Here is a 19,415-nt window from a genome sequence, read left to right as displayed (position 1 = left end):
TTCAGCCGCTACGGGAGGTCCTCTTCCACAGCCTGCCCGGCCGGTCCGCTCTCCCCTGTCGGCGCCACGACCGCGCCCGCCCACGACAGCACCTTCCAGCCATCCGCGGGCGACCCCTCCAGGACCACCACACCGGTGTTGTCGAGCGGATGCGCGGCCGCGAAGGCGACATCGACGTTGGCCACCCGCGCCGCCGTCCACATGCGGATCGCGGCGCCATGGCTGACCAGGGCCACCGTCGCGGCCCCGCTCCCGGCGGCCTGAGCCACCACGGCGTCGAAGCGCCCCAGCGCCTCGGCACCGCTCTCGCCGCCCGGCATCCGCAGCTCCGTGTCGCCCGCCGCCCAGGCGAACACCGTCCTCATGTAGACGTGCCCGGCCTCGGTGTCGCCTGGCAGCATCTCCAGGTCACCCGCGAACACCTCGCGGATGCCGGCGCGGACGATCACGTCGAGGCCGAGGGCGGCGGCCAGCGGGGCGGCCGTGAGCTGGGTGCGGATCAGGGTGGAGACGTAGATCGCCTCGATGTCCTCGCCGGCCAGCGCGGCGGGCAGCGCGGCCGCCTGCCGTTCGCCGAGCTCGGTCAGACCGGGGCCCGGGACGGCCGTGTCCAGGAGGTAGTCCACGTTGGTCGGGGTCTGGCCGTGGCGGACGAGGAGCAGGCGCATCTACGGGTTCCTCCGTGTGTCGGTCGCCGCCGGCGGGACAGCAATCGGCCACTTCAGGGTACCCAGCCCTGTATGAGCCCAGACGTCGACCTCACCGTCCTCAAGCCCGGCCGGCACGCCCTGCGCGACCGGTTCCTCTCCCTCGACTCCCGGCTGTTCGAGTTCGCCGCCGATCAGCACTGGCCGTATGCCGAGCGGATCCTGCCGCGGCTGAGCCGGAGCGCGAACCACGGCCTGCTGTGGTTCGCGACGGGAGCCGTCATCGCCGCCAGCAGCACGCCGCGGGCCCGCCGGGCAGCGGTCCGGGGCCTCGCCTCGCTGAGCCTGGCCTCGCTGACCATCAACACGCTCGGCAAGCGGTCGGTGCGCCGCCCGCGCCCGGTGCTGGATCCCGTACCGCTGGTCCGGCAGCTGAAGCGGCAGCCGATCACCACCTCGTTCCCGTCCGGGCACGCCGCGTCGGCGGCCGCGTTCGCCACCGGTGTCGCCCTGGAGTCGCCCGCCTGGGGCCTGGTGGTGGCCCCGATCGCCTGGTCGGTCGCGCTGTCGCGGGTGTACACCGGCGTGCACTTCCCGAGCGACGTGCTGGCGGGCGCGGCGCTGGGGGCGGGGGCCGCGTTCGCCGTACGGGGCATGGTGCCGACGCGTGACCGGGTGGTCCCGCCGGCCCGGCCGCGTACGGACGTGCCGGCGCTGACGGAGGGGGAGGGCCTGGTCGTGGTGGCCAACATGGGGGCGGGCACCGTCGACCGGGTGCACACCCTGCTCGACCTGTTGCCGCGCGCCGAGCTCGTCGAGTGCGAACCGGCCGATGTCCGGGCCGAGTTGGGCAAGGCGGCGGCCCGCGCCCGGGTGCTCGGGGTGTGCGGCGGCGACGGCACGGTGAACACGGCCGCCGAGGTGGCGCTGCGGCACGGCCTGCCGCTGGCGGTGCTGCCCGGCGGCACGCTGAACCACTTCGCCTACGACCTCGGTGTGGAGAACGAACGGGATCTGAGCCGGGCCGTCCAGCGCGGCGAGGCGGTGCTCGTGGACGTGGGCCGGTTCAGCTCCGACGGACAGCAGGGGCTGTTCCTCAACACCTGCAGCCTCGGTGTGTATCCGGAGCTGGTGCGCGAGCGCGACCGGATCTCGCCCCGGGTCGGCGCCTGGCCCGCCGGAGTGCTCGCGGCGCTGCGCGTCCTGCGCAGCGAACGTCACCCGCTGCACGCCGAAGTCGCGGGCCGCAAGCACCCGTTGTGGCTGCTGTTCGCCGGGAACTGCACCTACCACCGGATGGGCCTGGCCCCCGCCCGCCGGCTGAATCTCGCGGACGGGGTGCTCGACGTACGGGTCGTGCACGGCGGCCGGCGGCCCGCGCTGCGCCTGCTCGCGGCGGCCGTCGCGGGCCCGCTGACCCGCTCCCCGGCCCACGCGGCGGTCCAGGTCGGCCGGCTGCACCTGACGGGGGTCACACCGGGGGCACTGCTCGCCTACGACGGTGAAGTCACCGAAGTGGGGGGCGAGGTGACGCTGGAGAAGCTGCCGGAGGCGCTGACGGTCTATCGCCCCCTGTCGGGCTCCTGATCACTCGTCAGTCCACATAATAAAACGCGGGTCTCACCATTCGACATGCGGGCGTACGGTGTCGAGTACCGCCCGGCGGGGTCGCGTGCCCAGTGAGCCGGTACGACGAGACGAGGGGACAGCCATGTCGAAGGCCCAGGAGACCGCCGTCTACACGCACGGGCACCATGAGTCCGTGCTGCGTTCGCACACCTGGCGCACCGCCGCCAACTCGGCGGCGTATCTGCTCGACTCGCTGAAGCCGCACATGAGGATCCTGGACGTCGGCTGCGGCCCGGGCACCATCACCGCGGACCTGGCGGCCCTGGTCCCGGACGGGCAGGTCACGGGCGTCGACCGGGAGCCCGGGATCCTGGAGCAGGCCCGGGCCACGGCCACCGGGCGGGGCGTGCGCAACGTCGACTTCGCGGTCGCGGACGTGCACGCCCTGGACTTCCCGGACGAGACGTTCTGCGTGATCCACGCCCACCAGGTGTTGCAGCATGTCGGCGATCCGGTGGGCGCGCTGCGCGAGATGGCACGGGTGACGAAGCCGGGCGGCCTCATCGCGGTCCGCGACTCGGACTACGCGGCGATGACCTGGTATCCGGCGTCCCAGGGCATGGACGACTGGCTGGACCTGTACCGCCGGGTCGCCCGCGCCAACGGCGGTGAGCCCGACGCCGGGCGCCGGCTGAAGTCCTGGGCGCTGCGGGCGGGGCTCACCGACGTCACGGCGACGTCCGGTACCTGGACCTTCTCGACCCAGGAGGAGCGCGCCTGGTGGAGCGGGCTGTGGGCGGAGCGCACGCTGGCCTCGGCGTATGCCGAGCGGGCCACGGAGGGCGGGCACGCGACCGCGGAGGAGTTGCGGGCCGTGTCGCAGGCCTGGCGGGAGTGGGGGCGGCGCGACGACGGCTGGTTCAGCGTCCTGCACGGGGAGATTCTGTGCCGTAAAGAAGCCTGAATCCCGAATTGCTGGAGACTCGTCGAGCAGGAGGTTGGACTATGATTCCTATTCTGCTCGTGCTGCTACTGGCTCTGATTCTCTTCGGCGCCGGATTCGCGTTGAAGGCCCTTTGGTGGATCGCCGTCGTGGTTCTCATCGTATGGCTTCTGGGATTCGTGATGCGTGGCACGACCACGGCGGGAGGCAGGGGACGCTGGTACCGATGGTGAGTTGATTCGACTCCCCGAGTCGATTTCACTCCCTGGGGAGTAGCGGTCCGAGCGGCCCGAGGTCCAGATTGAGGTCCTCGGGCCGCAGTCCGTAGCGCTCGCGCAGTTCGGTCATCCGGTCTTCCAGCAGCATCAGCGTCAGCCCGATCCGCTCCTCCTGCTCCTCGCTCAGGTCGCCCGTGTCGAAGCGGCGCAGCGCCTGGCGCTCCATGAGCTGGCGGAGCAACTCCACGACCGTCAGGACGAGTTTGACGAGGTCGCGTTCCACGGTGTCGGGATCGAGGTCCAGCCGGTCGCGACGGGTCGGACGCTCCGGATGGGACGTCATGTCAACTCTCCCCAGGGCGAAGGGACCTGCTCGTTGACAGAGCTGATCAGCGCGTTCAGGTCGATGCGTACGAGGTCCACGTCGGCGATGCGCAGGGTGATGTCCCCCGTGACGACGACGCCCCCGGCGAGCAGCCGGTCGAGCAGGTCCACGAGGGCGATCTCACGGCGTTCGACGACGGTCACCGCTCCACCTCCGGTTCCTCGGCGAACTCCCCGGTGAAGGAATACGCCGCCCAGGGCCCGGTGAGTTCGACGCGGATTCCGGGGGCGTCGTCCTTCTCCCGGTCCACCAGTTCCACGAATTCCTCGGAATCCGCGCGCGGCACCAGATAGGCGGCGTTCAGCACGTTCTGCCCGGACGCGCCGGAAAGCGTGGCACTCTGCGGGGCGTGCAGCCGGGCGTCCTCGGCGAAAGCGGAAAGCGTTTCGTGCAGTCGGCCGGCGAACTCGGCGGCCCGCTGCCACACGTCCTCGTGAGCGCGCGTCTGCAGACGGCGCCGGCGCAGATAGTCACGGCCCGACCCCGCCCCGTGCTCGGGCGGGCCGGGCTCCGAGGGCTCGGCGGCTTCCGTCGGCTCTCTCTCGACGTACACCTTGACGCCCCACTCCACCCGCCCCTGCAGCCGGTCGAGGACGCGCCGGAAGTCCTCCTCACGCGCCTCCATCATGGTCCGTACGCCGCTGTCGTCCCGGAAGACGGTGCCGAGCCGCAGCGGCAGCGGGGTGGTGACGGCGGTGAGCGCGTCGATAACCTGCTGATGGGCACGGGCGGTCACGGTGAGCCAGTCCAGGTCCTCCAGGTGGGCGCGCAGCGGCGCCTCGGCGAAGTCGGTCTCGGGCACCGTGCTGACGACGGCGACCAGGCCGTGGTGCGTCAGCTGTTTCGGCGGCGCCCCGGCGACCCCCGTGAGCTGGGCCTGGAGGGCGGAGCGAAAAGGGCGGCACACGGCATACACGTAGCGCAGTGCGGTCATGGGGCCTCCTCCTGTCCACGGGCCTGTCCACGGGCCTGACCAAGGGCGGGCTCCAGCTGGGCCAGGCGCTCGCGCAACTCGGCGTTCTCCCTGGCGAGTTCGTTTCGGTGGGCGCGGGAGGACAGCCCCGGGTCGTCCTCCCACCAGTCGATGCCCATCTCCTTCGCCTTGTCGACGGAGGCGACGATCAGCCGCAGCTTCACGGTGAGGAGCTCGATGTCGAGAAGGTTGATCCGGATGTCACCCGCGATGATGATGCCCTTGTCGAGCACCCTCTCCAGGATGTCGGCGAGGTTGGCGCCGCCGCCCTGGCTGTAGGGCTCGGGGAGCCTGCTGGACATCGTCATCGCCGGCTCCCGCCGCTCGCGTACTCGGCGTCGTCCTCGTACTCGGGCTCCTCCTCGTACGCGTCCTCGGGCTCCTCATCACCCTCGCCCTCCTCGTACTCGTCCTCCGGCTCGTCGTCCTCGGGGTACTCGCCGCTCTCGTCGCGCTCGCCATCGTCCTCGTTCTCTTGGTACTCCTCCTCGTCCTCCTCCGCGACCGCGTCCTCGTGGCTGCGGACGACCTCACCGTCGCGGATCTCCCCGCGCCAGGCGTCCTCGGCCTCTCCCTTGAAGGTGATGAAGCGGACGTAGTTCTTGAGGTCGAGCCGGGCCCGGCGGCCCTGGGCGCGCCAGATGTTGCCGGTCTTCTCGAACAGGCCCGACGGGTAGTACTCGATCACCAACAGGACGCGGGTGAGGCTGTCGCCGAGCTGGTGGAAGGACACGACACCCTTCGTGGTGCCCTTGCCACCCTCCGAAGTCCAGGCGATCCGGTCGTCCGGCACCTGCTCGGTGGTGTGCGCCTTCCAGCTGCGGTTGGACCAGAGGACCTTCAGCTGCCAGTCGGAGGTCGTGTCGTCGGCGCGGTTCGCGCTCTTCACGCCCTTCGCGAAGGTGCTGAAGTCCTGGTACTGGGTCCACTGGTCGTACGCCGTGCGCAGCGGGACGCCGACATCGACGTACTCCATGATGACGGTGGGCTTCTTGCCGGCTCGGCCCTTGTTCTTGCCCTTGCCGCCGCCGAGGTTCTTGAACGCGTTGACCACGTTGTCCTTGGCGCGGGAGGCGCCGAGTTCCAGGGCGCTGCGCAGCGGTCCCTTGCCCTCGGCGAGCTTGCGGCCGCCGCCGAGGGCGAGCTGGGCGAAGCCGGGGCTGCGGCCCTCGGCGATGTCGTTCAACCTGAGGGTGGTCTCGCCGAGTTTGCGACCGGCGCCGACCAGCATGCGCTGGGCCTGCGCGGCGAGGTACTCCTGGAGTTCGGCCTTGAACCGCTCCGCCGCCTCGCTGTTGGCCAGGCCGGACAGTGGTTCCTCGGCCGCGCCGCGGGCCGCGGAGCCCGCGGATCCGAGCGTCTGCGTCATGACCCGTCACCGCCCTCCGACCGGCGTGCCCCGGCCGTCTTCCTGGCCGCCGTCCTGGCGGCGCCCGTCCGCTGCGCCGGCGCCTTCTTCTTGGGCGCCGTCTTCTGCGCGGGGGCCTTCTTCGCCGCCTTCTTGGCGGTCTTCTTCGCCGGGTTCCTCTGGGCCGTCGCCTTCCGCGACGGCTCCTCGGGCTCCTCGGCTGCCTCCTCGGGTTCCTCGGCTGCCTCGTCGGGTTCCTCGGCTGCCTCGTCGGGGTCGTCGTCCTGCTCGTCGCGCGCGCCGGGATCCGGCGTCGGCACCGCGCCCGACAGCTGCTCGCGCACCTCGGCGGTGCGCCCGTGCAGCCGGTCGGCGAACGCGTCGAGCTGCCGCTCGACCATGGCGCCCGAGGCGGCCTGGCCGACGCCACGCAGATCCTCGCGCAGCTGGTCGCCGATCTCCTTGAACTGCGGGTTGTCACGCAGCTGCCCGGACACCAGGTCCGCGATCCCCTGCGGGCTCAGATGCAGCCGTTTGCCGGCCACCAGCGTGCCCACCGCGAAGGCGAGTTTCATCTTCTTCGTACGTCCGAGGACGTATCCGGCCCCTAGCGCGAGGCCCAGTCCCACTCGATTCATCATGCCGTCCTGTCACCGTTGCCGTACCCTGCGCGCAGGCCCGTCTCCAGCCGGTCGAGGAGTTCGTCCTCCCGGCGGTCGAATTCCTCCTCGTCGATCTCGCCCGCGGTCAACTGCTCCTCGAGTGCCGCCAGTTCGGCGCGTACCGCGCCGGGGTCGTAGTAGAGGCGTTCCGCTTCCTGCAACACCTGCTTGATCACCCATCCACTGCCGCGCACCGGGGCGAACGGCAGCAGGAAGACCTCTCCGATCAGTCCCACGACGTCACTCCTGCGCTCTCTCGGCGTCGCTCATGGTGCCTGCGGGCTCGGCCGGGCCGGGCTCGACGAAGCTGTAGGGCGGCAGCGGGCCGTTGACGCGCAGTTCGAGGTGCGGATGGCCCTTGCGCAGCTGTTCCACCGCGGTGAGGAAGGTCTCCGCCGAGTCGCGGCCCACCAGGAAGGACACGTTGGCGAGCCAGCCGCTGGAGTCGGGGCCGACGCTGACCGCGTCCGCCGCCGGTTCCAGGGTGTGCTGCACATCGGTCGCGTCCTCGGCCTCCTGGGCCCTGATCGCGGCGACCACCATCTCGCCGAGCTGGAGCCGCTGCTCGTAACTGCCGCCGCCGGACGTCCGGTTGGCCTCCGTCATGGCCCTGATCTCCGGGTTCGCGGACAGCACGCGGTGCAGCACGGCCTCTTCGGCGTGGCTGGCCTTGACGTTGTACTCGACCTTGCCGTCCAGGGCCGTCAGCCGCTCCCTGTAGTGCTCGGCGCGCTCGGCGAGGACGCCGGTGACGGTGTCGTCGTCGGGGGCGACACTGCCGAACCGCATGGGCAGTACGCAGCCGGCCGAGCCGGCCTCGGCGAGGACGTGGGAGTGGGCGAGCAGTTCCCTGCGCTTGGGGCGCAGCCCGTCCGGCGCGTCGCTGACGAGGGCGGCCAGTTCGCCCTCCTTCAGCACCCGCACCGAGCCGGGCGGGTCGCCGACGCCGCCCATGTCCTTGGGCAGCGCGGGATGGGAACTCGCCGTGATGCCGTACACATACGTACTCACTCCTGCTCCTCCTTCCCGCGCGCCGTGGTGGACTTGCGCGGACGCTGCCTGGGCCGTTCCTCGCCCTCCTCGCGTGCCTGGTTGAAGGCATCGGAGATGGTCTCGGCGGCACCGGACAGTGCGCCCTTGGACTTGCCGCGCGCACCGGACTCGGTGATCTCGCCGACCAGGTCGGGCAGGCCCGGGTCCTTGCGCGGCCCGGCCTCCAGGTCGAGCCGGTTGCACGCCTCGGCGAAGCGCAGGTAGGTGTCCACGCTGGCCACGACGACACGGATGTCGATCTTGAGGATCTCGATGCCGACCAGGGAGACCCGGATGAAGGCATCGATCACGAGTCCCCTGTCGAGTACGAGTTCCAGCACGTCGTAGAGGCCGCTGCTGCCGCCTCCGCCGCCGGACTGCTGTGCCGGGACAACGGTCATACGACCGTTCCTCCTTGTCTCGGGACGGTGTACCGGGCGAGGGCGGGCGGCCTAGCGACCACCCTGCCTGTGGGCGTCGGACCGCCCGCGCTCGTAGCGGCGCACGCGCCGGTACCCGGTGAGCTGTCCTTGAGGGTCGAGTTCGACCTGGTAGCTCGCCATCAGGCTCATCGTGTCGGGTACGCGCTCCAGTTCCAGGACCTCGATCTCGAGCGTCCAGCCGTCCTCCGTCTGTTCGAAGGACGTCACCTTCTCCGCGTCCGCGCCGGTGAGTTCGGCGAGCTGGGTCCGTGCCTGTCGCAGGACCTCGATGGGGGCCGGTCGTTCGTCCGCCCCGCCCGTCTGCCGTCTGGATGATTTGCGTGTGTTCTGTGAATCATTCATGGGCGCCTCCCGCGCCGAGTGGCCTGAGAGGCGCCGGTCAAACACGTGATTCCAACGGTCTTTCTTAAGGGCGGCGATGATGCGCCGGTCCGCGGCGGCCTGCCCGCACCTTCTTCGTGCCGACGCCGGTCACCGTACGACCGCCTCCTCCACCAGCAGCTTCCCCGCGGCGGCGATGGACGCGGCGTCGATGCCGGCGGCGTGCAACTGCTCGTCCGGGGACGCCGAACCCGGCATCCTGCGCACGGCGAGCCGCACCAGGCGCGGCACCGGGCGGCCGTCGAGGAAGGCGTCCAGGACGGCGTCGCCGAGGCCGCCCTCCTCGTGGTGGTCCTCGACGGTGAGCAGCAGGCCGGTCTCCTCGGCGGCCTGGCGCAGGGTGAAGTGGTCGACGGGCTTGACGGAGTACAGGTCGACGACCCTGATCCGGATGCCCTCGCGCTCCAGGACGTCGGCCGCGACGAGCGCCTCGTGCACGGTGACGCCGGCCGCGACGACGGTCAGCCGGTCGCCGTCACCGGCGCGCAGCACCTTGCTGCCGCCGACCGGGAACTCCTCGTCGGGGCCGTAGATCACCGGTCCGGGGCCGCGCGAGGTGCGCAGATAGCGGACGCCCTCCAGCCCGGCCATGGTGGTGACGAGTTTCGCGGTCTGGTTGGCGTCGCACGGGTACAGCACGGTCGATCCGTGCACGGCCCGCATCATCGCCAGGTCCTCCAGGCCCATCTGGCTCGGCCCGTCCTGCCCGATGGCGACGCCGGCGTGCGAGCCGACGAGGTTGACGCCGATGCCGCTGACCGACGCCATGCGCACGAAGTCGTAGGCGCGGGTGAGGAAGGCGGCGAAGGTGGACGCGTACGGCACCCGGCCGCGCGTGGCGAGCCCCACCGCGGCGGCGACCATCTGCTGCTCGGCGATGTAGCACTCGAAGAACCGGTCGGGGTGTTCCTTGGCGAAGAACTCGGCGCGGGTGGAGTCGCTGACCTCGCCGTCGAGGGCGACCACGTCGGAGCGGGCCGTGCCGAGGGCGGCGAGCGCCTGGCCGTAGGCGTCGCGGGTGGCGACCTTCTCCCCCCTTTCCCAGCGCGGGAGTTCGAGGTTTCCGGTGGGCACGGAGTGCAGCGCGCGGGTCGCGGGCGGCTCGTGGACGCGCACGCGCAGGTCGCGCGGTCCGCCGAGTTCGGCGATGGCCGCGTCGGCGTCCGGCAGCGGCTTGCCGTGCAGTCCCTCGCGGTCCTGGACGTCGTGGACGCCCTTGCCCTTGAGGGTGCGGGCGAGGATGACGGTGGGCTGCCCGATGGTGGACCGGGCCTCCCCGTACGCACGGTCCACGGCGTCCACGTCATGTCCGTCGACCTCGACGGTGTGCCAGCCGAAGGCCTGGAAGCGGTGCGCGTAGGCGTCGAGATGGTGCCCGTGCCGGGTCGGGCCGCGCTGGCCCAGCCGGTTCACGTCCACGATGGCGGTCAGATTGTCCAGGTGCTCGTACGCCGCGTGCTCGGCGGCCTCCCACACGGAACCCTCGGCGAGCTCGCTGTCCCCGCACAGCACCCACACCCGGTATCCGGCGCGGTCCAGCCGCTTCCCGGCCAGCGCGATGCCGACGCCGATCGGCAGTCCCTGTCCGAGTGAGCCGGTCGCGGTCTCCACCCAGGGCACGCGGCGCGGGGTGGGGTGCCCTTCGAGACGGCTGCCGATCCGGCGGAAGGTGAGCAGCTCGCCGTCCTCGATGGCGCCCACAGCCTTGTAGGCGGAGTACAGCAGGGGCGTGGCATGCCCCTTGGACAGCACGAACCGGTCGTTGCCCGGGTGTGCGGGGCGCTCGAAGTCGTACCGCAGATGCCGCGCGAGCAGCACGGCCATCAGATCGGCGGCGGACATCGACGACGTCGGATGCCCCGACCCCGCGGCGGCGGACGCCCTCACGCTGTCCACCCGCAACTGCTGGGCGAGCTCGGTGAGTTCGGCGGTGTTCATGAGTCCCCTTCCGGGAGGTTGCGGGACGCGGGTTCCGGCGCGGGAGCCGTGGGGATGTCGGGGCGGCGCTTGTGGACGGCCGGTGCGTCGGGAGAGGTGGCGCCGGCGTCTGCCTCAGTGGCATGGTCCGCTCGGGCGCCGGGCGACGGCTCGTGGCCCTCCGGGAGGTCCGGCTGCCTTACGGGACCGGGTGGTTCGGGGTGCCTCGCGGCATCGGGGTCCCGGATGAGGTCGGGCGTTTCCGGTCCCGCGTCGGCGTCCGACCGGCTGTCCTCACGGGAGTCCGCGGACGGCTCTGCCCGGCCCTTCTCCGGCCCACCGGGCACCCGGGCCAGCTCCGGCGACGCCGTGTCCAGCGGCACCGACCCGGACCGGACGAGGCCCAGCTGCACGGCCTGGCGGGGCAGTACGGCGTCCAGCAGCCAGTCGGCGGCCACGCGGACGCGGTTGCCGGGCAGCGCGGCGAGGTGGTAGCCGCGGGTGACGGCGCCCGCCGCCACGCCGGACAGGTTGACGCCGAGCGGGTTGGCGGCCGCCTTGACGCCGCCCAGGTCGACGACGAAGCCGAGGTCGCGGTGGCGGTAGGCGCGCCGCTCCCCCAGGCCCAGGGACGCGGCGACGTTGTGGGCCACGGCCTTGCCCTGCCGCCAGGCGTGCTGGGCGGTCATCGGCGTGTACGCGCCGGGCTTCTCCAGGTCGGGTACGGCGGCCGCGTCCCCGGCGGCGAACAGCCCCGGGCGGCCCGGCACCTGAAGGTACGGGTCGACGAGCAGACGGCCCTGTTCCAGGGGCAGTTCGAGCGACGCGGCGAGCGGATCGGGCCGTACGCCGACGCACCACACCAGCGAGCGGGTGCCGACGAACTCGCCGTCGGTCAGCAGCACCCCGCGGTGCGTGGCCTCCTTCACGGAGGTACCCATGCGCACCTCCACACCCCGCTGCCGCAGCACCTGATCGGCCGTGTGCGACAGCCTCTCGTTCAGTTCGGGAAGGACGCGCTCGGCGATGTCGACCAGCAGCCAGCGTGGCCGCAGGCCCGCCCGCAGGGGGTGCTTGCGGACCTGGGCATCGGCGAAGAGCTTGCCCTGCGCGGCCACCTCGGTTCCGGTGTATCCGGCGCCGACCACGACGAAGGTGCAGCGTGCCGAACAGGTCTCGGGGTCGTCGGCCGCGGCCGCCAGCTCCAGCTGGCGGGTCACGTGGTCCCGCAGGTACAGCGCCTCGGGCAGGCTGCGGAAGCCGTGCGCGTGCTCGGCGACGCCGGGGATGGGCAGCAGCTTGTTGACGCTGCCCGCGGCGAGGATCAGCCGGTCGAAGGACAGGGTCCCGCGGTCGCCCTCGGGGCCGACGTAGCGCACGGTGTGCCCGTCGAGGTCGACGGCGTCGGCCTCGCCCAGCACGAGCCGTACGCGGGGCAGGGTGCCGGAGAGCGAGACGGTCACCCGGCGTGGCTCCAGGATGCCCGCGGCGACCTGGGGCAGCAGGGGCAGATACAGGAAGTAGTCGGTCGGGTTGAGCAGGGTGATGTCGGCCTTGTGCCGGGTGATCCGGGACAGGGTGCGGGCCGCCCGGTACCCGGCGAATCCGGCGCCGACGATCACGATGCGGGGTCGACTCACGGTGCGCCTCCGACGCTGTCGCATACCTCGGGAGCCTTCCGCGTCCCCCGGGTCACGTCCGCCAAACGTCCGCCGGGGCGGCTCCGGATTTCCGGGCGAGCCTGCGGGTACGCGGAGGGCGACCCGTCTCTTGCCGCCGGCAGTACCGCGTCGCCCAGCGGCAGATTCCCCGGACCCACCCGGTCACCACGACGGCCCTGCCGGGTCCCGGCAGGGCCGCGTGTCAGGGTCCGCTTGCGCCGGGTCACGCCCGGTGGTGCGGCTGATCGGGGTCGATGGCGTCGGGGCGCGGTGTACGCGTCCCGGTCGTGTCCGGCAGGCCGGGCGGCATCGGCGGGTACGGCATGCCGAGCCCGCTCGGCGGGGTGCCGGGGGTGCCCTCCTGCGCGGCCCCGGTTGCCGGTCCCTTCCGCGCCGGCCGGGCCGCGCCGCGCAGCAGGTACGCCAGCACGCCGAGGATCACCGCGGTGATCAGCGCGGCGGCCCAGTCCGGCAGCCCGGCGGCGAGGCCGAGCCCCACGGCGAGCGCGAGGGCCGCGCCCGCGTACAGGGCGACGGCGCCGGACCCGGCGTAGAGCATGGCCCGGCGGCGCTGCCTGCGCGTCTGCTCGCGCAGCTCGTCGCGCACGGTCTCCCGCGCCACCTGCGCCAGCTCGTCGACCAGCTGCTTGTCCAGATGCTCAAGATGATCCAGGCGATCCATGGGCGCCGGGTACCCGTACCGGCATGCGGGTAACGGGGAGTGAGGGGATCGCGTGAAACGATCTCCCCGACCGGCCGGTCCCAACTAGGCTTTCCGCATGGACATTCTGGGAGCCACGCTGCGCGTATGCGTCGACGACCTGGAGACCGCGGTCCCCTTCTACGAACGCCTCGCGGGCGGCAGAGCGCTCCGCTTCGAACGCGGCGGCGTCCAGGTCGCCGCGGTCGGCTGCTTCCTGCTCATGAGCGGCCCCGAGGCCGAGCTGGAGGTGCTGCGCAAGGTCGCCGCGACGATCGCCGTCAAGGACGTCGACGAAGCCCACCAGGTGCTCAGCGAGCTGGGCGCGCGCATCATCGCCGGCCCGGTGCCGACACCCGTGGGCCGCAACCTGATCGCGATGCACCCGGACGGGGCGATCTACGAGTACGTGGACCGTCAGGCGTAGCATCGCGCGCGGCAATATTCCGGATGCGCGCTGCCCCCGCCGACGTAAGGTCGACCCTCCAGGCCGATGCGGGGAGCAGGAACGTGAGTGAGCAGCACACCTACCGGGTGATCGTCCGGGGTACCTGGGACGGCCTCACCGACGAGGCCCGGGCACGGCTGCTCGCCGAGGCCGGCGGGCACGGTCTGACCAGCATGCGGTTCACCGAGGAGGGGTCGCTGTCCTACGAGCCGTCCCCGCTCAAGCACTTCTCGATGCGCTATGTCGTGGTCTCCGACGCGGCGGACGGCGAGGAGATGGCCGGCGCGATCGCCGAGGACCGGGCCGAGAGCGCGCTGCGGGAGCTGGGCTACGGCTTCAGGGATCTGAAGTCGACGGTCACGGACCTCGACACGATGAAGATCAACCGGAAGCCCGCATCTCGGCGGTGATCGCCCACCGTTCGTGATCGCGCCAGGCCCCGTCGATGTAGAGCATGTTCGGCGAGAAGCCTTCGAGGCGGAAGCCGCAGGCGCGGGCGAGGGCGATGGAGGCGGTGTTGGCGGGCTGGACGTTGATCTCCAGCCGGTGCAGCCGCATCGGGCCGAAGGCGTGCCCCACCACCAGGTCGAGGCCCTGCCGCATCAGGCCGCGGCCGGCCGCGTGGGCGAAGGCGCCGTAGCCGAGGGCGCCGCTCTTGAAGGCGCCCTCGACGATGTTGTTGATGTTGACGAACCCGGCGATCCCCCCGCCGTCGTCCTTCGCGCAGACCAGGAACCCCGCCTTGGTCGGATCCTCGATCAGCCGCCCGGCGTAACCGGCGTACGCGGCTTCGCCGTCCGGCGGGAAGAGCCACGGATGGTGCAGTGCCTTGCTCTCCCGGGCACGCCCGATGAACTCGGCGGCGTCGTCGTGGCTGAAGTGACGTATGCCCACTCGGGGGCCTTCTGCGAGGTAGCGGGACGCGGGATGCGGCATTGCGCCAGCGTACGACCCGCTATCGGCGCCGTCGCATGAAATACGCCCCGAACAGCGCGCCGATGAGGGCCATGGCCAGCAGCGCCAGCCACAGCGGCATCGTCACCAGGGGGATCAGCAGCCGGATCTCGGTACTGTCGGTGTTCTCGAAGATGAAGATCAGGGCGAGGGCGGCGAGCACCAGCATGGTGATCCTGGCAGGGGTCATCGTCCCGGCCAGGCCACCCCGCTTCCCGCCGGCCTTCGTGCCGCTCTCCGACGTCTTCGTGGTCATACCACCAAGCATGCTCCCGAACACGCGATCACGCACGGTGAGCGGCCCGCCGGGAGGCGCTACCCGATCACCGGCAGCTGAAGCACCCCGGTGTCCTGGGGCTCACTGACCACGGTCACCGGCTTGATCCCCCGGTTCCCGAAGTACGCGTCGTCACTCGCCGCGATCACGAACCGCAGCCGGTGCCCCTTCTCGTACCGGTGCACGATCCCCGGCAGCGTCACGGTGAAGCTCTTGGTCACGTCGGGCACCCGCACCGGTGCGACGAGCCGGCGCACCAGCGTCCGCGTGCCGTCGGGGGCGATGTCGTACAGCTTGGCGAACAGGACGAGCTTGTCGGCGGCGTCCCCGGAGTGCTGGGTCCGCTCGGCCCTCGGGGAGACCACCTTCAGCGTGGCCCGGGGTGCGCCGACGACGTCGGTGGTGCGGGCGAGCGGCTCGCTGGTCCAGCCGAGGTAGGTGCCCGCGGTGTCGTACGGCGCCGGGTCCGGAAGGCCGATGAGTCCGGCGAGCGAGCTCTCCGAGTGGCTGGTGGGCACGAGCCAGTTCGTGTACGTACGGCTGCCGCGCGCCACCTTGCGGCGGTTGTCGACGAGCTTGCCGTCGCCGGAGAGGTAGAGCGTCCGGCTGAGCGCGGGGACGCGGTCGGCGGTGGCGTAGGTGTGGTCCGGGTCGGTGATCCAGTCGCGGTAGTAGGCGAAGGCCGGTCCGGTGTCGACGTGGTGGCCCCGCAGATAGCGGTCGAACCAGGCGAGGATGCGCCGGCCGACGTAGCTGGTCTCCAGGTTGCCCTGGCCGAGGTTGAGTTCGCCGGAGGCCGGGTCGGTGAGGCCGCCGCTGTGGCCCCAGGACTGCCAGATCATCTTGGTCGGGGTGCCCCGGGACTTGAGCGTCTTGTACGTCGCCGTCGCCTCGTTGAGGTTGAAGAGGCTGTCGGCCTGGCCCTGGACGAGGAGGGTGGGTGCCTTGACGCGGTTCAGGTAGGACACCGGGGAGACGCTGCGGGCGTAGGCGAGCAGGTCGGCGGTCTGCTTCGCCGGGTAGCGGCCGGAGTTGAGGGTGCGGATGGTGTCGCAGGCCTTGGTGACGAAGTGCAGGCAGGCCATGGAGTTGATGCGGGAGGGGTCGAGGTTCGCCTCCAGCAGGGGCTGGCCCTCGCCGATGAGGTAGAAGCCGTTGGCCCACTGCCATTTGAAGGCGCCGGGGACGCCGGCGGCGCCGACGGCGTTGTTCGGGTCGAGGGAGTAGGCGAGGTCGTTCCAGGTGATCATCGGCACCAGGGCGTCGAGGCGCCGGTCGACGGCGGCCGTGGCCAGCTGGACGGCGCCGCCGTAGGAGCCGCCGACCATGCCGACGCGCGGGTCGCCGGGGGCGTCGAGGGTGACGAAGTCGGCCTTGGTGCCGTCGTCGGCGGCGCGCCCGCCGCCCAGGAAGTCGATCAGCCCGGAGGCGGCGACGCCGTCGATGGTGGGGTCGTCGAGCGAGATCAGACAGCCGGACCTGCCGAAGCCGAGCCCGGAGTAGACAAGGGAGACGTATCCGCGCTGGGCGAAGGCCTCGCCGACGACGTTGGTCGAGCCGTCGGACTTGCTGCCGCCGAAGCCGTTGGTGGCGAGGACGGCGGGTGCGCGGTGGGCGCTGTCCACACCCGCGGGCCGGTACAGATCGGCGTCGACGGTGCAGCTGCGGCCGCCCGCCTGGACGGTGAACTTCAGGGCGGTGACGGTGAACTGGCCGGTCGCGGCGGCGGCCGGAGCGGTGAGCGCGAGGGGGGCGGTGAGTGTGGCGCCGAGAACGAGAGCGAGTGGGGCCCGGAATCTGGGCACACGACGGGACACGGAGACCTCCACACTGAGGCACGCTGGACAGCCCTGCATACCGACCAGTAAGTACTGGCCGGTTGTCATGGTGTGACACGTGTCAGGCGAGGTCAATCGCCGTGACGGAGGTTTCTTGACGGATATTCAGTGAACGGTGCTCAGCGCAGCGCGGGTTCGTCGAGGGTCAACGTCCCGGCCTCGGCGTCGAGTTCGGCACCCGCCCCGAACGGAATCGTCAGCGCACCCTCACAGTGCCCGAACCCGAACTCCTCCACAACCGGCACACCGAGGCCACCCAGTCGGTCCACTAGCAGCGCACGCACCCGCTCGTACGGCTCGCACTCCTGCCACGACCCGAGCAGCACCCCGCGCACGCCGTCGAAGAGACCGGCGCGCAGCAGCTGGGTGAGGTAGCGGTCGAGCCGGTACGTCTCCTCGCCCACGTCCTCCAGGCAGAGCAGACCACCGCGCGCGGAGGTCCGGGCATGCGGGGTGCCCATGTCGGCGGCGAGCAGGCAGAGGCAGCCGCCGAGCGTGACGCCCCGCGCCCGGCCCGGGACCAGTGCGGAGCCGGTGGAGGTGATCGTGCGCACCGACTCCGGCTCGAACAGCGTGGCCCTCAAGTGCTCCTGCGCCCGCGCGTTCTTGATGAAGTCGATGCCCGCCGCCATCGGTCCGTACAGCGTGGCGAGGCCCAGCCGGGTGGCGAAGGCCTCGTGCAGCACGGTGATGTCGCTGAAGCCGACGAAGACCTTCGGCCCGGCCGCGGCCATCGCGTCCCAGTCGAGCAGGTCGATCATCCGCTGCACGCCGTAGCCGCCCCGGGCGCACAGCACGGCGTCCACGGACGGGTCGCACCAGGCCCGCTGGAGGTCGGCGGCGCGGTCGGCGTCCGTGCCCGCGAGGTAGTCGAAGTCGCCGTGCCGGTCGAGCACATGGGGCGCCACCACCGGGTCGAGGTCCCAGCCGCGCAGCACGTCGAGCCCGGACTCCAGCCGGTCCTCGGGCACCGGTCCGCTGAGGGCGACGACGGCCACGCGGGCGCCGGGGGCGAGTCGGGACGGCCGCAGCAACGGCCTTATGGGCTCGGTCACTTGGCGAGCTCCAGCTTCGGGATCCCGGGCGGGTTGAGCCCGAAGACCTGGGCGTACAGGGAGAGTTCGGACTCCAGGACGCGGACCATCGTCTCCGCGCGCCGGAATCCGTGGCCCTCCCCCTCGAAGGCGATGTAGGCGTGCGGCACCCGGCGCCCCTCCATGCGGGCCAGGAACCGCTCGCACTGGGCAGGCGGGCAGATCACGTCGTCCAGGCCCTGGAGCAGCAGGAACGGCACCGTGAGGTGCTCGGCGTGCTCGGCGGGCGAGCGCTCCAGGTACCGTCCGGGCACCTCGGCGAGGGGTCCGACCAGGGACTCCAGGTACTGGGACTCGAAGTCATGGGTCTCGCCGGTGCCCCAGCCGGCCAGGTCGAGGATCGGGTACAGGATCGTGCCGCAGGCGTAGACGCCGGTCGTGGTGAGGGAGGCGGCCGTGGTCCAGCCGCCCGCGCTGCCGCCCCGGACGGCGAGCCGGTCGCGGTCGGCGGTGCCCTCGTCGGCGAGGGCGAGCGCGACGGCCGCGCAGTCCTCGACGTCGGTCACGCCCCACTGCTCGCGCAGCCGGTTGCGGTACTCCCTGCCGTAGCCGCTGGAGCCTCCGTAGTCGACCTCCGCGACGCCGATGCCCCGGGAGGTGAAGTAGGCGATGGCCAGGTCGAGCACGAGGGGCGCCCGCGAGGTGGGGCCGCCGTGCGCCCGGACGACGTACGGCGGCGGGGTGTCGCCGGGGGCCACGCAACCGGGGTTGTGCGGCGGGTAGATGTGCGCGTGGATGTCCTGTCCGGCGGGGCCGGTGAAGGTGCGGATCTGCGGCTCGGGGTAGTAGGCGGGGTCCACGGCGTCGTCGTGCGCGGCTCCGATCACCCGGGACCGGCCGGTCGTGGCGTCCAGCTCGACCACCTCGTAGGCGCTGCGCGGGCTGGCGCCGACGGCGACGATCCGCTCGCCGTACGCCGTGAGGGTGGGCGCGAACTCGGTCCAGGGGCCGGCCGCGTCGACGATCTCGCCGGTCTCCGGGTCGAGCACGCCCAGGGCCGTCGCCCCGCGGCCGTGCACGACCGCCACGAGCCCGCTCTCCAGCGGGGCGAACCAGCGCAGGCCGAGCTGCCACAGCGGTCCGCCGAACTCCTCCTCGCGCGGGCACAGGGGTTCGCCGTCGCGGTAGAGGTTCCACCAGCCGCTGCGGTCGCTGACGTACAGCAGCCGGCCGTCGGCCGACCAGTCGGCCTGGGCGATCGACTCCTCGGGGCCGCCCGCGACGGTCCGCGGGCGGCCGAGCGTGCCGTCGGCCCCGACGTCGGCGACCAGCAGTTCCGTGCCGTCCCACGGCATGCGCGGATGGTCCCAGGCGAGCCACGCGGCCCGCCGCCCGTCGGGCGAGATCCGCGCTCCGGTGACGAACCGGCGCCGGTCGTCGGTCAGTTCGCGTACGGCGCCGCGGTCCCCGGCCGCCGAGCCGTCGAGCGGTACGGCGGCCAGGACGCGCCGCACATCGGTGGGTCCGGAGCCGGTGAACTCCTCCAGCACGCACCACACCTCACCGAGGTCGAGCCGAAGCCGCGGCTCCACCCAGCGCAGTCCACCGCCCACGTCGGACACGGGGGTGAGCGGACGCGGCTCGCCGCCCTCCTCGTAGCGGTAGAGCCGCTGGTCGGCGAAGTTGACGAAGACGACGAGCGGCCGGCCGTCGGCCACGGCGCCGGCCCACGGCTGTCCGCCGTACTCGATGACCCGGCTGCGCACGTTCCACGGAGCAGGCAGCACCGACTCCTCGTGGCCGTCGGCCCGTCTGCGCACCAGCGTGCGCCGTCCGCCCTCCGTGGGCCGGGCCTCGGTCCACCACGCCTCCTCCCCCACGAACCCCACGAAGTCCGGCCGCCCCTCGTGCGCCGCGGCGACGGCCGCGTCGATGGGCGAGGGCCAGGAACCGTACGCCAGCGTCCGCACTGTCTCCCCCAAGTC

Annotated in this window: 24 protein-coding genes; 5 read left to right on the top strand and 19 right to left on the bottom strand. The window is 72.0% G+C overall.

The genetic code is table 11. The features are described from left to right. Positions 1–8: 8 nt before the first annotated feature. Complete coding sequence (locus tag OG254_RS40970) at positions 9–668, bottom strand: histidine phosphatase family protein (RefSeq protein ID WP_405592465.1); 660 nt, start codon at positions 666–668, stop codon at positions 9–11. Between the two features lie 72 nt (positions 669–740). On the opposite strand from OG254_RS40970, the gene OG254_RS40965 reads away from it, so the two are divergent. From OG254_RS40965 to OG254_RS40955, 3 genes are all read left to right on the top strand, one after another. Continuing rightward, complete coding sequence (locus tag OG254_RS40965; RefSeq protein WP_405592463.1) at positions 741–2,234, top strand: bifunctional phosphatase PAP2/diacylglycerol kinase family protein; 1,494 nt, start codon at positions 741–743, stop codon at positions 2,232–2,234. 124 nt (positions 2,235–2,358) lie between these two features. Continuing rightward, positions 2,359–3,180: a class I SAM-dependent methyltransferase gene (locus OG254_RS40960; protein WP_405592461.1), complete on the top strand. Its 822-nt coding sequence runs from the start codon at positions 2,359–2,361 to the stop codon at positions 3,178–3,180. Between the two features lie 41 nt (positions 3,181–3,221). After that, a complete protein-coding gene (locus OG254_RS40955; RefSeq protein ID WP_147995903.1) occupies positions 3,222–3,392 on the top strand; it encodes a hydrophobic protein in 171 nt (56 codons plus the stop codon). Between the two features lie 25 nt (positions 3,393–3,417). Here the strand turns inward: OG254_RS40955 and OG254_RS40950 are convergent, their stop codons facing one another. The 13 genes from OG254_RS40950 to OG254_RS40890 all read right to left on the bottom strand — a co-directional run bounded on the left by OG254_RS40950 (position 3,418) and on the right by OG254_RS40890 (position 12,861). Continuing rightward, positions 3,418–3,720, bottom strand: a complete 303-nt coding sequence (locus tag OG254_RS40950; protein WP_405592459.1) for a gas vesicle protein K — start codon at positions 3,718–3,720, stop codon at positions 3,418–3,420. Continuing rightward, the gene (locus tag OG254_RS40945) at positions 3,717–3,905 is read right to left on the bottom strand and encodes a gas vesicle protein (protein ID WP_031475810.1); all 189 of its coding nucleotides are present in this window, start codon (positions 3,903–3,905) and stop codon (positions 3,717–3,719) included. The genes OG254_RS40950 and OG254_RS40945 overlap by 4 nt, the downstream gene beginning before the upstream one ends. Continuing rightward, entirely contained in the window at positions 3,902–4,696 is a 795-nt protein-coding gene (locus OG254_RS40940) for a GvpL/GvpF family gas vesicle protein (RefSeq protein WP_405592457.1), read from the bottom strand. Before OG254_RS40940 ends, OG254_RS40945 begins: the two co-directional genes overlap by 4 nt. Then, complete coding sequence (locus OG254_RS40935; RefSeq protein ID WP_405592455.1) at positions 4,693–5,043, bottom strand: gas vesicle protein; 351 nt, start codon at positions 5,041–5,043, stop codon at positions 4,693–4,695. The genes OG254_RS40940 and OG254_RS40935 overlap by 4 nt, the downstream gene beginning before the upstream one ends. Beyond that, on the bottom strand, positions 5,040–6,104 hold the full coding sequence (locus tag OG254_RS40930; protein ID WP_405592453.1) for an SRPBCC family protein: 1,065 nt from the start codon (positions 6,102–6,104) through the stop codon (positions 5,040–5,042). The genes OG254_RS40935 and OG254_RS40930 overlap by 4 nt, the downstream gene beginning before the upstream one ends. Next, on the bottom strand, positions 6,101–6,721 hold the full coding sequence (locus OG254_RS40925) for a DNA primase (RefSeq protein ID WP_405595491.1): 621 nt from the start codon (positions 6,719–6,721) through the stop codon (positions 6,101–6,103). The genes OG254_RS40930 and OG254_RS40925 overlap by 4 nt, the downstream gene beginning before the upstream one ends. After that, positions 6,721–6,981 (bottom strand): gas vesicle protein GvpG, encoded by a 261-nt coding sequence (locus OG254_RS40920; protein ID WP_405592451.1) that lies wholly within the window; start codon positions 6,979–6,981, stop codon positions 6,721–6,723. Before OG254_RS40920 ends, OG254_RS40925 begins: the two co-directional genes overlap by 1 nt. 4 nt (positions 6,982–6,985) lie before the next feature. Continuing rightward, a complete protein-coding gene (locus OG254_RS40915; protein ID WP_405592449.1) occupies positions 6,986–7,756 on the bottom strand; it encodes a GvpL/GvpF family gas vesicle protein in 771 nt (256 codons plus the stop codon). Then, complete coding sequence (locus OG254_RS40910; RefSeq protein ID WP_405592447.1) at positions 7,753–8,178, bottom strand: gas vesicle structural protein GvpA; 426 nt, start codon at positions 8,176–8,178, stop codon at positions 7,753–7,755. The genes OG254_RS40915 and OG254_RS40910 overlap by 4 nt, the downstream gene beginning before the upstream one ends. Positions 8,179–8,229: 51 nt before the next feature. Next, positions 8,230–8,562 carry a gas vesicle protein gene (locus OG254_RS40905; RefSeq protein WP_405592445.1) on the bottom strand — a complete coding sequence of 111 codons (333 nt, stop codon included), beginning with the start codon at positions 8,560–8,562 and terminating at the stop codon, positions 8,230–8,232. 129 nt (positions 8,563–8,691) lie between these two features. After that, on the bottom strand, positions 8,692–10,539 hold the full coding sequence (locus OG254_RS40900) for a transketolase (protein ID WP_405592443.1): 1,848 nt from the start codon (positions 10,537–10,539) through the stop codon (positions 8,692–8,694). Next, on the bottom strand, positions 10,536–12,182 hold the full coding sequence (locus tag OG254_RS40895; protein WP_405592441.1) for an FAD-dependent oxidoreductase: 1,647 nt from the start codon (positions 12,180–12,182) through the stop codon (positions 10,536–10,538). The genes OG254_RS40900 and OG254_RS40895 overlap by 4 nt, the downstream gene beginning before the upstream one ends. Before the next feature lie 220 nt (positions 12,183–12,402). Then, complete coding sequence (locus OG254_RS40890) at positions 12,403–12,861, bottom strand: phage holin family protein (protein WP_405592439.1); 459 nt, start codon at positions 12,859–12,861, stop codon at positions 12,403–12,405. 97 nt (positions 12,862–12,958) lie between these two features. Between OG254_RS40890 and OG254_RS40885 the strand changes: the two genes are divergently transcribed. Then, positions 12,959–13,306: a VOC family protein gene (locus OG254_RS40885; RefSeq protein ID WP_147995889.1), complete on the top strand. Its 348-nt coding sequence runs from the start codon at positions 12,959–12,961 to the stop codon at positions 13,304–13,306. A gap of 83 nt (positions 13,307–13,389) precedes the next feature. Continuing rightward, positions 13,390–13,737, top strand: coding sequence for a DUF6204 family protein (locus OG254_RS40880; RefSeq protein ID WP_405592437.1), 348 nt, complete (start codon positions 13,390–13,392; stop codon positions 13,735–13,737). On the opposite strand, the gene OG254_RS40875 is transcribed toward OG254_RS40880, so the two are convergent. The 5 genes from OG254_RS40875 to OG254_RS40855 all read right to left on the bottom strand — a co-directional run bounded on the left by OG254_RS40875 (position 13,709) and on the right by OG254_RS40855 (position 19,412). After that, positions 13,709–14,263 carry a GNAT family N-acetyltransferase gene (locus OG254_RS40875; RefSeq protein ID WP_405592435.1) on the bottom strand — a complete coding sequence of 185 codons (555 nt, stop codon included), beginning with the start codon at positions 14,261–14,263 and terminating at the stop codon, positions 13,709–13,711. The genes OG254_RS40880 and OG254_RS40875 overlap by 29 nt on opposite strands. A 19-nt stretch (positions 14,264–14,282) precedes the next feature. Further along, on the bottom strand, positions 14,283–14,537 hold the full coding sequence (locus OG254_RS40870) for a DUF1049 domain-containing protein (protein WP_405592433.1): 255 nt from the start codon (positions 14,535–14,537) through the stop codon (positions 14,283–14,285). A 59-nt stretch (positions 14,538–14,596) separates the two neighbouring features. Next, entirely contained in the window at positions 14,597–16,414 is a 1,818-nt protein-coding gene (locus tag OG254_RS40865; protein WP_405592431.1) for a CocE/NonD family hydrolase, read from the bottom strand. A 101-nt stretch (positions 16,415–16,515) separates the two neighbouring features. Then, the gene (locus OG254_RS40860; RefSeq protein ID WP_405595488.1) at positions 16,516–17,439 is read right to left on the bottom strand and encodes an LD-carboxypeptidase; all 924 of its coding nucleotides are present in this window, start codon (positions 17,437–17,439) and stop codon (positions 16,516–16,518) included. Positions 17,440–17,447: 8 nt separating this feature from the next. Beyond that, a complete protein-coding gene (locus OG254_RS40855) occupies positions 17,448–19,412 on the bottom strand; it encodes an LpqB family beta-propeller domain-containing protein (protein ID WP_405592429.1) in 1,965 nt (654 codons plus the stop codon). Positions 19,413–19,415: the final 3 nt, after the last annotated feature.

Origin of the sequence: Streptomyces sp. NBC_01092, from assembly GCF_045039535.1 — a bacterium.
GTDB lineage: Bacteria > Actinomycetota > Actinomycetes > Streptomycetales > Streptomycetaceae > Streptomyces.
The sequence above is the reverse complement of the archived record's forward strand: the minus strand, read 5'-3'. Positions and strand labels throughout refer to the sequence as shown.

What these genes read in the sequence shown, in the direction of transcription:
- OG254_RS40970 (WP_405592465.1), bottom strand. Translation starts at nt 668, where the DNA reads ATGCGCCTGCTCCTCGTCCGCCACGGCCAGACCCCGACCAACGTGGAC.
- OG254_RS40965 (WP_405592463.1), top strand. Translation starts at nt 741, where the DNA reads ATGAGCCCAGACGTCGACCTCACCGTCCTCAAGCCCGGCCGGCACGCC.
- OG254_RS40960 (WP_405592461.1), top strand. Translation starts at nt 2,359, where the DNA reads ATGTCGAAGGCCCAGGAGACCGCCGTCTACACGCACGGGCACCATGAG.
- OG254_RS40955 (WP_147995903.1), top strand. Translation starts at nt 3,222, where the DNA reads ATGATTCCTATTCTGCTCGTGCTGCTACTGGCTCTGATTCTCTTCGGC.
- OG254_RS40950 (WP_405592459.1), bottom strand. Translation starts at nt 3,720, where the DNA reads ATGACGTCCCATCCGGAGCGTCCGACCCGTCGCGACCGGCTGGACCTC.
- OG254_RS40940 (WP_405592457.1), bottom strand. Translation starts at nt 4,696, where the DNA reads ATGACCGCACTGCGCTACGTGTATGCCGTGTGCCGCCCTTTTCGCTCC.
- OG254_RS40935 (WP_405592455.1), bottom strand. Translation starts at nt 5,043, where the DNA reads ATGACGATGTCCAGCAGGCTCCCCGAGCCCTACAGCCAGGGCGGCGGC.
- OG254_RS40930 (WP_405592453.1), bottom strand. Translation starts at nt 6,104, where the DNA reads ATGACGCAGACGCTCGGATCCGCGGGCTCCGCGGCCCGCGGCGCGGCC.
- OG254_RS40925 (WP_405595491.1), bottom strand. Translation starts at nt 6,721, where the DNA reads ATGAATCGAGTGGGACTGGGCCTCGCGCTAGGGGCCGGATACGTCCTC.
- OG254_RS40910 (WP_405592447.1), bottom strand. Translation starts at nt 8,178, where the DNA reads ATGACCGTTGTCCCGGCACAGCAGTCCGGCGGCGGAGGCGGCAGCAGC.
- OG254_RS40905 (WP_405592445.1), bottom strand. Translation starts at nt 8,562, where the DNA reads ATGAATGATTCACAGAACACACGCAAATCATCCAGACGGCAGACGGGC.
- OG254_RS40900 (WP_405592443.1), bottom strand. Translation starts at nt 10,539, where the DNA reads ATGAACACCGCCGAACTCACCGAGCTCGCCCAGCAGTTGCGGGTGGAC.
- OG254_RS40895 (WP_405592441.1), bottom strand. Translation starts at nt 12,182, where the DNA reads ATGCGACAGCGTCGGAGGCGCACCGTGAGTCGACCCCGCATCGTGATC.
- OG254_RS40890 (WP_405592439.1), bottom strand. Translation starts at nt 12,861, where the DNA reads ATGGATCGCCTGGATCATCTTGAGCATCTGGACAAGCAGCTGGTCGAC.
- OG254_RS40885 (WP_147995889.1), top strand. Translation starts at nt 12,959, where the DNA reads ATGGACATTCTGGGAGCCACGCTGCGCGTATGCGTCGACGACCTGGAG.
- OG254_RS40875 (WP_405592435.1), bottom strand. Translation starts at nt 14,263, where the DNA reads ATGCCGCATCCCGCGTCCCGCTACCTCGCAGAAGGCCCCCGAGTGGGC.
- OG254_RS40870 (WP_405592433.1), bottom strand. Translation starts at nt 14,537, where the DNA reads ATGACCACGAAGACGTCGGAGAGCGGCACGAAGGCCGGCGGGAAGCGG.
- OG254_RS40865 (WP_405592431.1), bottom strand. Translation starts at nt 16,414, where the DNA reads ATGCAGGGCTGTCCAGCGTGCCTCAGTGTGGAGGTCTCCGTGTCCCGT.